This window comes from Sphingobacterium sp. UME9, assembly GCF_014170215.1.
GTDB lineage: Bacteria > Bacteroidota > Bacteroidia > Sphingobacteriales > Sphingobacteriaceae > Sphingobacterium > Sphingobacterium paramultivorum.
This window is the reverse complement of sequence record NZ_LZZP01000006.1, coordinates 1-14,463: the sequence shown is the minus strand read 5'-3', so window position 1 is coordinate 14,463 and position 14,463 is coordinate 1. Positions and strand designations below refer to the sequence as shown.

The 14,463-nt window shown below is 43.6% G+C and carries 10 protein-coding genes; 9 read left to right on the top strand and 1 reads right to left on the bottom strand.

Translation table 11 applies throughout. From position 1 onward, the window contains the following. Nucleotides 1-83: 83 nt before the first annotated feature. The 9 genes from A9970_RS12090 to A9970_RS12050 all read left to right on the top strand — a co-directional run bounded on the left by A9970_RS12090 (nucleotide 84) and on the right by A9970_RS12050 (nucleotide 14,187). Complete coding sequence (locus A9970_RS12090) at nucleotides 84-3,209, top strand: TonB-dependent receptor (RefSeq protein ID WP_182982440.1); 3,126 nt, start codon at nucleotides 84-86, stop codon at nucleotides 3,207-3,209. 44 nt (nucleotides 3,210-3,253) lie between these two features. Then, on the top strand, nucleotides 3,254-4,936 hold the full coding sequence (locus A9970_RS12085; RefSeq protein ID WP_182982439.1) for a RagB/SusD family nutrient uptake outer membrane protein: 1,683 nt from the start codon (nucleotides 3,254-3,256) through the stop codon (nucleotides 4,934-4,936). Nucleotides 4,937-4,979: 43 nt separating this feature from the next. Next, on the top strand, nucleotides 4,980-6,092 hold the full coding sequence (locus A9970_RS12080) for a hypothetical protein (RefSeq protein ID WP_182982438.1): 1,113 nt from the start codon (nucleotides 4,980-4,982) through the stop codon (nucleotides 6,090-6,092). A gap of 75 nt (nucleotides 6,093-6,167) precedes the next feature. Beyond that, on the top strand, nucleotides 6,168-7,772 hold the full coding sequence (locus A9970_RS12075; protein WP_182982437.1) for a glycoside hydrolase family 32 protein: 1,605 nt from the start codon (nucleotides 6,168-6,170) through the stop codon (nucleotides 7,770-7,772). A 66-nt stretch (nucleotides 7,773-7,838) separates the two neighbouring features. Further along, the gene (locus A9970_RS12070; RefSeq protein ID WP_220801593.1) at nucleotides 7,839-9,347 is read left to right on the top strand and encodes a glycoside hydrolase family 32 protein; all 1,509 of its coding nucleotides are present in this window, start codon (nucleotides 7,839-7,841) and stop codon (nucleotides 9,345-9,347) included. A gap of 307 nt (nucleotides 9,348-9,654) precedes the next feature. After that, nucleotides 9,655-10,620 (top strand): SGNH/GDSL hydrolase family protein, encoded by a 966-nt coding sequence (locus A9970_RS12065; protein ID WP_153845056.1) that lies wholly within the window; start codon nucleotides 9,655-9,657, stop codon nucleotides 10,618-10,620. A 53-nt stretch (nucleotides 10,621-10,673) separates the two neighbouring features. Further along, nucleotides 10,674-12,515: an alpha-L-fucosidase gene (locus A9970_RS12060; RefSeq protein WP_182982436.1), complete on the top strand. Its 1,842-nt coding sequence runs from the start codon at nucleotides 10,674-10,676 to the stop codon at nucleotides 12,513-12,515. A 109-nt stretch (nucleotides 12,516-12,624) separates the two neighbouring features. Then, nucleotides 12,625-13,908, top strand: a complete 1,284-nt coding sequence (locus A9970_RS12055) for a Gfo/Idh/MocA family protein (RefSeq protein ID WP_182982435.1) — start codon at nucleotides 12,625-12,627, stop codon at nucleotides 13,906-13,908. 87 nt (nucleotides 13,909-13,995) lie between these two features. Further along, the gene (locus A9970_RS12050) at nucleotides 13,996-14,187 is read left to right on the top strand and encodes a hypothetical protein (RefSeq protein ID WP_182982434.1); all 192 of its coding nucleotides are present in this window, start codon (nucleotides 13,996-13,998) and stop codon (nucleotides 14,185-14,187) included. A 92-nt stretch (nucleotides 14,188-14,279) separates the two neighbouring features. Here the strand turns inward: A9970_RS12050 and A9970_RS12045 are convergent. Continuing rightward, nucleotides 14,280-14,463, bottom strand: a 184-nt coding sequence (locus tag A9970_RS12045) for a hypothetical protein (RefSeq protein ID WP_182982433.1), incomplete at its 5' end; no start/stop codon positions are given.

The window sequence follows — 14,463 nt, the reverse complement described above, 5'->3', positions numbered from 1 at the left end:
GACTGCTTCTTTACGAAGCAGTCTACCCGCTATCATAATCAAATAATCAATCTAAATCATTAACCATTTACTTATAACCAATTATGTTTACAAGACAGAAAGCAATGCTGCTCCCGTCTTTGGCACTTTTTTCTGTTGTCGCATTTGCGCAACAGACTGAAATCCGGGGAAGAATTACGGATAGTGGGACAGCAGCACCTATAGTAGGGGCATCTTTAGTGGTGAAGGGAACCACAATAGCCACCAAGACAAATGAAAAGGGAGAATTTGTCCTTCAGACTTCGGGCAATCAGGGTACATTGGAAATAAGCTATGTCGGCTATGCCTCCCAGGCGATTGCTGTAGCAGGAAGAAAGTTCCTCGATATTCAGCTTGCACCTACCGAAAAAGGGCTCGATGAAGTGGTTGTTACAGGATATCAAACAGAACGGAAGAAGGATTTGACGGGTGCAGTGAGTGTTGTTAATGTTGCTGAGATGATGAAGGCTCCGGAAAATAACCCGATGAAAGCGCTTCAAGGAAGGGTAGCTGGTATGACAGTAACTTCGGATGGTAGTCCGAGTGGAGCGGCAACAGTGCGTATGCGCGGAATCAGTTCCATCAACAGTAGTCAGGATCCCTTGTATGTCATTGATGGAACCCCCACACAGGGAGGAATGCATGAACTCAATTCGAATGATATCGAAAGTATTCAGGTTTTAAAGGACGCTTCTTCGGCGAGTATCTATGGCTCACGCGCAGCGAATGGTGTTATTGTTATCACGACAAAAAAAGGAAAGATAGGTGCCCCTAAACTTACAGTAGACGCCTATGCCACCAGTACTCATTTTAATAATCGCATGAAAGTGCTGGATGCCCAACAATATGGTCGTGCATTGTGGCAGGCCACCATCAATAATGGTGGAAACCCCAACGGAAATAATATTGGTTATCAGTTTGAATGGAATAACGACGCAAATGGCGTACCTCAGCTCAATACTGTTTTTGTTTCCAAGTATATCGACCGTGAACATACCATGTACGCTTCCGATACCGATTGGTTTAAGGAAGTTTCAAAACCGGGATTGCAACAATCTTACAATGCGACATTAAGCTCCGGTACAGAAAAGTCCAGTTCCTTTTTCTCCTTAGGTTATTTGCACAACAATGGGACACTCCGTTACACGGATTTCCAACGGATATCAGCCCGGATGAATGCCGATTATAAATTATTTGATGGACGCTTGGTGGTGGGCGAGAATTTTACGGTAAACAATACCGGTGAAGTGCAGGTACCGGGCGACGTGCTTGACCTTTCGTTAAAAGCATTGCCCATTATTCCTGTCCATACAGTAGATGGAATAGGATGGGGTGGGCCAGCATTGGGGATGAACGACCGCCATAATCCCATGCGTGTACTTTATGACAACCGGAACAATAAATATAATTATTGGCGGTTGTTTGGAAATGCCTATGCCGATCTACAGCTTATAAAAGGTCTGCATGTCCGCACCAGTTACGGCTTGGACTATAGTAATTTTTACAAACGTAATTTGGAAGTATCCTATCGTTCGGGATTTATGAATAGCAGCCGGAGTGGGGTTAATATGGAACAGTCCCATGGGATGAAGTGGACTTGGTCCAATACGGCGACTTATCGGAAAGAGATTGATAAACATACCTTAGATGTGCTAGCCGGTATGGAAATGAACCGTCAGAATGATATCAATTTTAATGCCTATACTGCCGGAGATGGCGCCTTTGCCATAGAGACACCTGAGTATATGTGGCCAGGTGTGAGTACGGGCACAGCGGCAGTAGGCGGTGGCTCTACGGGATTCTCGCTGTTATCCTATTTTGGAAAGGCCAATTATTCCTATGATGACCGCTATCTGGCTTCCTTCACCGTGCGACACGATGGCTCTTCCCGCTTCGGTAAAAATAACCGCTTTGCAACTTTCCCGGCGGTAACAGCGGGGTGGCGGATTTCGTCCGAGCGTTTTATGGCAAGTACAAAAAACTATATTTCGGACCTCAAGCTGCGTGTTGGATGGGGGCAGACAGGTAACCAAGGGATAGGTAATCTAGCTACCTATGCGCTGTTTGTCCCCGAATATGGTGTTGCTGATCCCACATGGAACATCGTGGATGGTACAGCCTACGATCTCACGGGCGCAGGAACGGGAAAATTACCGTCGGGATATCGCAAAATCCAAACAGAAAACAATGACCTGAAATGGGAAACCACAACGCAGACGAATATCGGTTTGGACTTTTCATTGTTTAATCAAAGTCTATATGGTTCGATTGACTGGTATGTCAAAGCAACCAAAGATATGTTGATCAATCCAGCCTATATCGGTGTGGTCGGAGAGGGCGGTTACCGTTGGGCGAATGGTGCCTCCATGGAAAATAAAGGTTTGGACCTATCGGCCGGATATCGCAATAAAGCATCGTTTGGACTGGATTATGATGTGATGGCTGTGTTCTCTACCTATAAAAACAAGGTGACACATTTGCCCGAAGCGGTAGAAAACTCCTATGGTGGTCGTCAGGGGGATAATATTATCGGCCGGCCGCTGGGATCATTCTATGGCTATGTCACCGACGGTATTTTTCAGAATCAGGACGAAGTGGATGCGCACGTCAATCAGACCGGTAAGGGGATAGGGCGTTTACGTTACGTCAACGTCTATGATGCGGACAAGCAGATTACGGATATGGACCGTACCTGGATCGGTAGTCCACATCCTGATTTTTCCTATAGTCTCAATATTGTGCTGAAATATAAAGGGTTTGACCTATCGGCATACTTTCAGGGGGTACAGGGGATAGATGTCGAAAACTGGCTGAAAAAACAAACAGACTTCTGGAGCGTTGATGACGTCAATTCCAATAAAGGCCTGCGGCTGCTGAATGCATGGACACCACAAAATCCAACGTCGACGATTCCGGCCTTACAAACGACAAACAACAATGACGAGGGCCGCCTGTCAAATTACTTTATCGAGAATGGATCTTATATGAAACTCCGGAATCTGTCTCTGGGCTATACCTTGCCAACAGCAACAGCCTCGCGCCTGCGTATGAGCCGGCTAAGGATCTATGTGACCGGTCAGAACCTATTTACCGTTAAGTCAAAGAATTTTACAGGTGTAGATCCTGAAAATGTAGGTTGGGGGTATCCAATTCCAACGACCTGGACAGCTGGGGTAAATATTGGATTTTAAAAAGGGGAGAAATAAGGCTATACACTTATAAATAATTTATACGGATGAAAAAAATAACCACTAAAATAGCGATACTTATGGTTCTTGCTGGACTACTTCCAGGATGTACCAAATTTTTGGACCAAACACCCAATGGTGTGCTGAGCTCCGATCAGGTTAAGGAGCCAGAACGATTATTGACAGCGACCTATGCCGCTTTGGGTAATGATCATTATGATGTCCCTTTTAGCTTATGGCCCTATGGTACGGTTCGGTCAGACGATGCTTATAAAGGTGGATCGGGGCCACAGGATATCCAGACCTTTCATTTTCTTGAGGTCTCAAATAACATTACAACCAATTTCGCGGAGTTGGATAAGTTATGGTTTCAGTTGTACGTTGCGATTTCGCGTGCCAATACAACAATCAAGACCATACAGGAAATGGACAATTTCGACGGGAAGGAAGAAAAACTGGGTGAAGCACGCTTTCTGAGGGGGCATTTTTACTTTATGCTCAAGATCCTTTTCAAATATGTGCCTTATATCGATGAAAATGTACCGGTAGACAGCTATGAAACCGTATCGAATAGAGCCCTAAGCAACGATGCGCTATGGCAAAAGATTGTAGCGGATTTTCAGTATGCGGTAGATCATCTTCCTGCTGTGCAAACGGAGGTCGGTCGGGCCAATCGTATCGCCGCTGCGGCTTATCTCGCCAAAGCTTACCTGTATAAGGGATACCGTCAGGACAATGCCGAACGTAATTTGGTGACGGGTATCGATGCGGGAGATTTGGAAAAGGTTGTACAAAATACGGATATTGTGCTTTCATCTAACCATACGTTGGAAACCGACTTTGCATTTAACTTCTTGCCGGGCAAATATGAAAATGGGACAGAAGCGCTGTTTTCAGTTCAGTTTTCAAAAGATGATGGGACAAAATTTGGGCGTGTTAACTTTTCTGATGTGCTATCTGTACCTATGGGGGTGGGCTGTTGTGATTTCAATAAACCGAGTCAAAGCCTTGTCAATGCGTTTCGCACAACAGGTAAAGGTCTACCACTGGATAATTATAATGCGTTGAATAGCTTTAATACCTCCGAGAAGTATGACCCGAGGTTATTCCATACAGTTGCAATTCCGGGCTTACCGTACAAGTATAGTAGCAAAAGAACATACGAAGAAAGCTGGAATCGTAATCCGGCGGAGTATGCTGTTTATGCCTCGTTAAAAGAAAATGTTGATCCCGACTGTGATTGTTTCGTCCCCATGGTACCCTTCTATGCGAATACAAAGAATCGAATTGTATTGCGCTTTGCCGATGTGCTGTTGATGCGGGCAGAGGCGCTTATCGAGCTGCATCGTTCGGCTGAAGCACTGCCATTGATCAATCAAGTGCGTACGCGCGCAAAAAATAGCACCTCACTTACGGGCTATGCAAATGATAAAACGCTGATCGAAACCTACAAAAATGGAGATAATATTGTGTGGACCGAAGAAAATGCCCGGAAGGCGTTACGTTGGGAAAGACGCTTGGAGCTTGCAATGGAAAATGGAAGATTTTTTGATCTGGTACGATGGGGAATTGCGGACCAGGCTATGAATGCCTATTATGATGCCGAAAAGTCACGTCGATCTTATTATTCTTCGGCACATTTTACAGCAGATAGGAATGAATATCTGCCGATTCCCGAAGCACAGATCAGATTAAGTAAGTATCTGTACAAACAAAATCCAGGCTATTAAACAGGCATTTATTGTTGAACGATTAGCATAACCAATTATTCCAATGAACACATTAAACAATTATATAAAAGTAGGGATTACCATCCTGTTTATCGGGCTTCTCGCTGCCTGCAAGCGTGATGCTGAGAGTACACTCAATTTGAGTGCAGATGTAGATGTACTTTCTTTCAAGGTCGGCAATACCATTGGGAAAGTAGATCAGGCAAAAGGTACCATTCTTGTTATGGTTCCTGAAGGTACAGATCTTTCGGCGGTGGCTCCGACAATTGAATTGCCCAGCAATGCAAAGGTTTCTCCAGCTTCAGGCATCGCCCAGAATTTTTCATTTTCTAGCACAACACCGATTACTTACCGTGTGTTTAATGGTAATCTATTTAATACCTACCAGGTAACCGTCAAAGAAATCAAAGCAGAAATAACGGCATTCCGCATCGGAGAAAAAGCAGGGATCATTGATCAGAAAAATAAAAGCATTAAAATTTACCTACCCCTGGGGACAGACCTAAAGAACCTATCACCTGCTATAGAATTTACAGCTGGAGCAAGCATAACGCCCAATCAGAGTGGGCCCGTAGATTTAAGTTCCCCCATAAAATACAGCCTTGCGTATATGGGGCAGACTTTCCAATACACGGTAACTGCCCTATTGGGTACAGAACCCAAACAAATCTTTATGATTTATAATGGCGAAACCAGCGTTCCACATTTCGACGGGTTAGGGGTGAGTACGGTAGATTCACCTTATCCCAATCCGAAAACCACTGGAATTAATGCAACACCCTTCTGTGCGTCTTTTGTACGGGACAATAAAACTGGTGAAGGCTGGCACGGTGGAGCACTCTGGAATGCAAATAAAGTGACGATCAATCCGGCAGAATACGGGCGTTTCTCGATGATGGTATTGAAAGATGTTGCTGGTGATGTGCAATTGGAAATTCAATCGGATGGCGAACAGAATAAAGATTGGTTGCGTGCCAATTATTCGAAAGATCATGTCGGTGAGTGGCAAGAATTGGTTTTTCAGATTCCTGCCGGAAGAAAAGCGATCATTAACAATATACTGGTAATGCCACATGAGCATCCTAATGGACAGCCCGTGGCATTTCCTACCCAACGGATGTACTGGGACGAATTGAAGGCATTACCTAAAGAGTAATCGAATACAAACAAAACAAGTTATTATAAAAGCAAAAATGATAGCTAATCAGGGATTAATAGAAAGATTTAAATCATGAGACCAAAGATATATTTGCTTCCGACAGTATTCTTGCTAAGCTTGTTGACAAGTTGCAAGAATGGGGACGAGAGTTCGACAGGGCTGGATAGGCCCATGGAAATACTGCCTGTGGATAGTTCTACGGCATGTATTTCGGGGCAGGAGGCGGGCCCTTATCAAAGGTTCTACAGACCCCAGCAGGGGTTTGTGGGCGATCCCATGCCTTACTACAATGCCAACGATAACAAGTTCTACTTGTTTTATCTGTATGAAAATGCCAACAGGCATCCGATTTATAGTACGCGGACAAGTGACTATGGAACATTTGAGGGCTATACCGAAGTCTTGTCGTCGGGTGCTGTGGGGAGTCAGGATGAATGGATCGGAACAGGAAGTTTTATTAAAAAAGGAACATTGTATTACTGTTTCTATACCGGTCATAACAATGTTTTTACGCCTGCGGAAAAGATTATGTTGGCTACGTCAACTGATTTAATGAATTGGACTAAGCAACCAGCAATGGCGCTGCAGGCTGCAGCGGGATATGATCAAAATAATTTTCGTGATCCACAGGTTTATTGGGATGAAGGCCGCAATGCCTATGTCATGCTAGTCACGACACGAAAAGACGGAAAAGGAACGCTGGCACGTTATCAGTCGACAGATTTAAGCAGTTGGTCTATGATTGAACCGCTCGTTGCGACCACAGGGACAGTGGAGAAATATGGAATCGAAACAGATGCAGAACTATTGGAATGTCCGGATCTATTTAAAATGGGCAATAAATGGTATCTCTTGTTTTCGCGGATCAACCGGGATGAGCATCGCAAGTCATTTTATCGTGTTGCGGATTCTCCGGATGGCCCTTGGACGATCTGTCGGGATAGCGAAGGTCATCATGAAACCTTTGATGGACGCTATCTCTATGCGGGCAAAACAGCTAGCGACGGTACGACACGTTATCTTTCGGGATGGTGTTCAACCGGGCAAACAGTAAATAATAACAACGAACTGTCCTGGGCTGGAAATTTAATTTCACACCAGTTGGTTCAGGGAGCTTCTGGACGTTTATATCCTAAAATTCCGGAAGCCCTAAACAGTAAATTCAATAAGGAAGTCGCCTTTGAAAAACTGAGCAATGTTGGTCAAGTTTCCGAATCGAATAAAACTTATAGTTTGACAGCGCAATCGGGCGGAAGAAGTTATGCACAATTTAACCGGAACACTTCATCCGTGAAAGTGACAATGACGATTGATGCTTCCCAATCCAGCAAATTTGGTTTTTCATTTGGCGCATGTGATGATCCGACCGAAGTGTATAGCATTGCTTTTGATCTGACTTCATCCAATCGTTGGAACATGCCAGCACTGTTTATGAACAAGGAGGCGCGCGATGGCGGCGGAAGCAAAACAGAACTCAATTTTACGCCACTTACAGTACCGACCAACCGGATTTTTAACGTGAAAATTATTATTGAAAAATCGATTGGTATCGTATATGTGAATGACCGTGTTGCTTTTACCAACCGGATCTATAAAATGGATCAAAACCCTTGGACTATTTTTGCGGATCAAGGAACAGTACAAGTGAATGGGTTGAAAATAGAAAAATCTTCCTAACAATTGAGACGATATTTGCCTATTGAAGCGGACAATAACCTAATTAGAAATGTAAATAAAAGAAAAATGATAAGATTAAAGAAATACGGTGTTTTAATGCTCCTGCTAAGTGTTTTTGGTACGAGTCTGGCACAGACGGGACAGCATAAACAAGGAGATCCCGAAGAGAAGTATCGCCCACTTTACCATTTTACCCCACAGCAGGGCTGGATGAACGACCCCAATGGACTGGTTTATCTGGACGGTAATTATCATCTTTTTTTTCAGCATAATCCCGAAAAACCCGTTTGGGGGCCTATGCATTGGGGCCATGCGATCAGTAAAGATTTAATCCATTGGGACGAGCAGAAGATCGCATTGTACCCCGATAGTTTGGGGACTATTTTCTCCGGTAGTGCTGTAATCGATAAAGATAACACGGCAGGTTTTGGAAAAGGTGCTATGGTCGCCATTTTTACCCATCACAATCATCAGGAAGAGGATCGAAAAACAGGATTGCATCAAAATCAAAGTTTGGCTTATAGTTTGGACAAGGGCCTTACCTGGACAAAGTATAAAGGCAATCCGGTATTGCCAAACCCTGGTATATGGGATTTCAGAGATCCAAAGGTGATGTGGCATGTGCATAGTCAGCGTTGGATTATGACCTTGGCTACAAAAGATTGTATTACTTTCTATTCTTCCAAAGATTTAAAAACATGGCAGAAGGAAAGTGAGTTTGGCAAAGAGGTGGGGGCCCATGGCGGTGTCTGGGAATGCCCTGATCTTATCCCCATGGATTACAAAGGAGCTACAAAATGGGTTTTGCTGGTGAGCATCAATCCAGGTGGACCCAACGGTGGCTCGGTGACACAATATTTTGTGGGTGACTTTGATGGGCATCAGTTCCGAACAGCGGATACTAAAATAAAGTGGTTGGATTGGGGACCCGATAACTATGCCGGCGTAACCTGGAGTAACCTAGGGGATAGGCACCTGATGATTGGCTGGATGAGCAACTGGCAATATGCCAATGTGGTTCCTACCACAAAATGGCGTTCTTCCTCAACCATACCCCGTGTTTTAACTTTAGGAAAAGTTGGACAGTCGTTCTACGTTGCGAGTACTGTGCCCAAAGAAATTGAAACCGCATTTCGTCCGCTAAAAAAATACCATGGCGGTGGAACGAAGGAAGTTTCGTTCGAGCAACATCTCCCACAAGCGTACCGTTTGGACCTCAAAGATTTGAAGCAGCAGGCTTTTAAAGTCATCTTATCGAATGAATCTGGTGACGAATTGGTTATTGGTTATCGTGAAGACCAAAATACCTATTATATCGATCGTTCTAAGTCCGGTGAAGTGTCTTTTAATGGAGAATTTCCAAAGACAGCTTTGGCACAACGGCTGCAAAATAAGGGAGCACTTTCTTTCAGTTTGTATGTTGATGTGAGCTCTGTGGAACTTTTTGCAGACGAGGGGCTAACGGTAATGACCAGTTTATTTTTTCCGAACAGGCCAATAACCAAGCTGCGTATCGTGGGAGATAAAAAGTTGGAGTTTAAAGAACTGAGTATCTCCAAATTTAATACGCAATAAGACTTAATTGCTTAAGAATATAAGCCTGTCCGACTTGGTTGGACAGGCTTTTTTTTGCCTTTTGGACAGCCCTTTTGTTATCAACAAGTGTTCTTAAATAACTGATAGAAGATGTAAATGTAACAATCTTCTGTCTTTCAGTAATTTAATTTGAATTCATGTGCTTATTGATTAATTTAATGACCAAAATAATCAATTATGGACAGCGCTCAATAGTTATCTAATAAGTCTTTTGCGCATATTGGTATCAACCTAAACCAATGAGATATGTAAGGTTTGATACTTGTCCAACTGATCCAATATTACAATGTTAAATTTATCATTTCGTAGAAAAGAACTTCGTTTTTTTGTATTGCTATTGTGCTTAGGCCTTTTGTCTATGCAAGTAAAGGGGCAAAGTCATGTTAAGGACTTTAGTTTGAGTGATGGACAAAAAGTACTTTTTTTAGGCAATAGTATTACTTACGCGGGGCAATATGTCGCCATGACCGAAAGTCTATTCCTGAGCAGTCATCCGAAAAGGAAACCTGAGTTTATTAATTCGGGGTTACCAAGTGAGACCGTTTCTGGACTCAGTGAACCGAATCATGCCGATGGAAAATTTCCACGCCCCTGTCTATTTGATCGACTGGACAATGTGCTTGATAAAATCAAACCTGAAGTGGTTTTCGTCTGTTATGGCATGAATGACGGCATTTACCTCCCTTTTGATGCTATCCGTTTTGAAGCCTATAAAAATGGAATTATCCGTCTGCACAAACGTTTGGTCGATCAGGGCGTCAAACGCATCCTATGGATGACACCTCCAGTGCATGATGATCCGCAGCTTCGGCTCAATGGCTACAATAAAGTATTGGATCGTTATGCCGAATGGCTTATCGGCTATGCCAAGATGCAGTCCTGGGAAATCATAGACCTGCATTTTCCCATGCGTCGCTATTTGGAAGCTGGGATCGAGAAAGACGCTCAGTTTAAGCTGGCTGCAGATGGGGTGCACCCTGGAGAGCTGGGGCATTGGCTAATGGCAAAGGAAATTGTACAGCACCTGATGCCTGATTTCCCTATTGGAAGCACATGGGATGACAATTTGCGCAGTCAACCAAAACTTCGCCAGTTATATACGCTTGTTTTGAAAAGGCAGACGATGATGAAAGACGCATGGCTAACCTATACAGGTCATAAACGACCTGGACTATCCAAGGGAATTCCAATAGAAGATACAAGCAAAGCATATGATGCTATTCAAGATGAAATTCAAGCGTTGGGTTTCTGATCGACGATAGCTTGTAATCCGAATAAATGAACTTTTATGTATAAATCTATATCATGATGAAAATCAAATTTTTTAAGTGGAAGTGTGCAGCAGCAGTGGGAATGTTGCTGTGCATGACCGATGTTGCTATTTCACAGACCAAATCACCACCTTATGAAGGTGTTGCCGGTTGGCAGGAGACGCAAGATAAACGCATGGAATGGTTTAAAGAGGCCCGTTTTGGACTATTTATCCATTGGGGATTGTACAGTGCAGCAGGTGGTTCTTTTGAAGGGAAACAATATCCACAGCATTATGCCGAATGGATACAAACCTGGGGGAAAATTCCCAGTAAGCACTATGCTGAAGTACTGAAACCAAAATTTACTTTAGGTTCTTTTGATCCACAATCCTGGGCACGCCTTGCAAAAAAAACGGGAATGAAGTATATGGTGCTGACCTCCCGACACCACGAAGGCTTTAGCCTGTTCAATAGCCAACAGCCTTATGCCTTGAAAAATGATGTCACGGGTACGGCAAATTTATCGCCGAAAGGAAGAGATCTTTACCGCGAAATTATGGATGCTTTCCGTCAGGAGGGAATGAAAGTAGGAGCTTATTATTCGCTCCTGGATTGGCAACATCCCGATTCTTATGAGGCCTTTCAGCTGAACCCGAATGTGGATAAGCACCAGCCAGATCATGAACGTTACAAAGCCTATCTCTATGGCCAAATTAAAGAACTTGCACAAAATTACGGGCGTCTGGACATGCTGTGGCCCGATTTCAGCAGCAAACAGCATGAGGGGGAAGCCTGGGGGACAAAGCATATTTTGACAGATCTGATCAAATGGCAACCCAATATTATTATCAATAATCGATTTTGGAACGGACTCGAAAATAAGAACGGAGATATCGGAACTCCCGAAAAATATATTCCACCAACAGGTTTGCCGGGTATGTACTGGGAGGTAAGCCATACCATGAATGAAAGTTATGGCTACAGCGCCCATGATCAAAATTGGAAAAGCTTTCCCAAGATCATGCAATTATTTGTGGAAACGGTGAGTAAAGGGGGAAATTTCCTATTAAATGTCGGACCCGATGGTGACGGAGCCATTCCTGAATCTGCGGTGCGGATTATGGAGCAAATCGGGGAATGGATGAAGATCAATGGCGAATCTATTTACGGTACCACCGCGAGCCCTTTCCAAGCCTTGGATTGGGGGTATTGTACCCAAAAAAATGGGAAGCTGTACCTGCATGTTTTTGATCGTCCGGCCGATGGAAAAATAAATTTGCCCATCAAAAATAAAGTGACGGCTGTCTACGCCCTAGCTTCACCTAAAATGAAGTTAAAATCTACTTTAGAAAACGGAAGACCAGCAATTCCCGTCGATATCTTCGACAGTAAGAAAGGACCGAAGGTTATTGTTGTCGAAATCCAGGGAAAACCAATTGTTGAGGAAAGCCTGACCCAGACACAGGCAGATGGACGCATCGTGATGAACGCAAATAATGCAAAATTACAGGAAGGAAAGGGATTAAAAATTATTGGTGCACATACCCATGATCCAAACCGCCCGAACGCCATCGGTCAATGGAAAGACCTTGCGGATAAAGTTTTTTGGGATATCAAAATTCAAAAACCAGGGAAGTATCGTGTGCTCGTCAATTATCTGGCGAATAGCAAGCAGCAAGGAAAAATTGTGCTCTCGATACTCGGACAGCAGCTCCCATGGACATTCGTCGCTGAAAAAGAAGCTAAATTTAAGGAGGTGGCTATGGGGAACATTGAGGTATCCCAGCAAGTAATTGGTGAGCCTAGTACGAAGGTGATTTTGCAGGCTACAGCCATCGAAGGCGATACTTTGCCCGAGATTGCTTCGATTACTTTGGTGCCGATTCAAGAATAAACTTTTTATAAGAAAAACTGAACAAATCATCCATACATAAACCATTTTGCCGTCAAGGACTGAGGAAGTACCAATAAAGACGAGCAGAAAAATAAACTATCCATAAAGAATGAAAAGAAGAGAATTTATAGCCAAGGGAATTGTATCCTCTTTGGCTTTTACAATTGTCCCGCGCGTTGTGTTGGGAGGCAATGGATTTCTTGCGCCAAGTGATCGTATCAATCTTGGATTTATTGGTGTCGGAAAACAATCCTATACCTTGATGAATGGCCTCAATCATTGCAAGGAAATTGCAAGTCTGGCTGCCTGTGATGTAGACCGTAATAAGTTGGCCGCATTTATTGCGGCGACAGCGAAAAAACAAACGGAATTGTCAAAAGCACAGACCGAGATCAAGGCCTATCATCATTATCGGGAACTATTGGATCGGAAAGATATTGATGCTGTTGTCATTGCAACGCCCGATCATTGGCATGCGCAGATTGCAGTTGATGCGGCTAAAGCTGGCAAAGATATTTATTGTGAGAAACCCCTTGCATTGACCATTGCCGAAGGTCGTGCGATGGTTGATGCAACCCGAAAATATAAACGTGTATTTCAGACGGGTAGCATGCAGCGTTCTTCCTATAATTTTAGACAGGCAGCAGAACTGGTTCTCAATGGCTATATCGGCAAAATCAAGGAAATCAATGTTTCTGTGGGCGAACCGGTCAAACAATGTGACCTTCCCTCCATGCCAGCCCCCGATTATCTCGATTGGGATATGTGGGTAGGACCTTCACCATATCGGGGTTATAATCCGATATTAAGCCCACCTTTGGAAGACGATAAATGGGCCTGGTGGCGTGGTTACCGTGATTTTGGTGGCGGTTATATCACCGATTGGGGTGCACATATGTTTGACATCGTGCAATGGGCCTTGGGCATGGATGAATCGGGCCCTGTTCAGTTTAATCCACCCAAGGAAGCCAATAGCAATAGCGGACTCTCGTTTAGCTATGCCAATGGCGTTCGGGTAAACCATGTGCAGTGGGGAGTACATAATGCGATCCAATTTATTGGTGAAAAAGGTAAGATTGAAGTAAGCCGCGAATTTATCCGCTCGAACCCGGAAAATTTGGCGAATCTTAAACTGACATCTTCTGATCGTCGTTTGTATTATAGTGATAATCACTATCAGGACTGGGTTGATGCGATTAAAAAAAGAAGTAAGCCTATCTGTGATGTTGAAATAGGTCACCGGACGAGCTCAGTGTGCAATGCCATCAATATTGCGTATGAACTTCAAAAGGATTTAAAATGGAATCCACAAAAAGAACAGTTCGACAATGACTATGCTAATCTCATGCGCAGTCGCCCTTATCGCGGGGAATGGGATTTTAGAAAGTTCTAGTAAAGAAAATGGGCGATTAATTGTGAACAGGCTTAGCAAAATACGCTAAGCCTGTTAAGCACCTGCTCACAATTTTTTGATCAAATAGTGGGGAAAGATTCGTACCTGCTTCGTACCTTATTCGGATGGGATACAGATATTGTACAGGTGCTGAACAGATATCGTACAGACCCTGAACAGGAATTACTTGGTCAACTTTCGATCAATAGCCGTAGCAGGACTCTCCACATCCGAAGGTGGTACGAACACAATACGAAGACAACCCGAAGACAGCATTAGCGCTGTAGACACAAAAGGCCATATGTCTTATACTGAAATAGGTTTACATATACCGAACAGATTACTATATAGATTTTACATTCTATTTTTTTCTACTGGATATAGTTGTCATTGTCTGTTTTCTTACTATTATCAGTTGTCCGTTCCCTGACCACAGTTTCCCTGGTTTTACTGCGGAACTTTTTTGACTCAGCGTTACGTCTTTGAAACACTTTGGGAGTTTTTTGGTTCTGCCATTCCAGATGTGCCTGTTGGGGAGACATCATATTGCAGGAC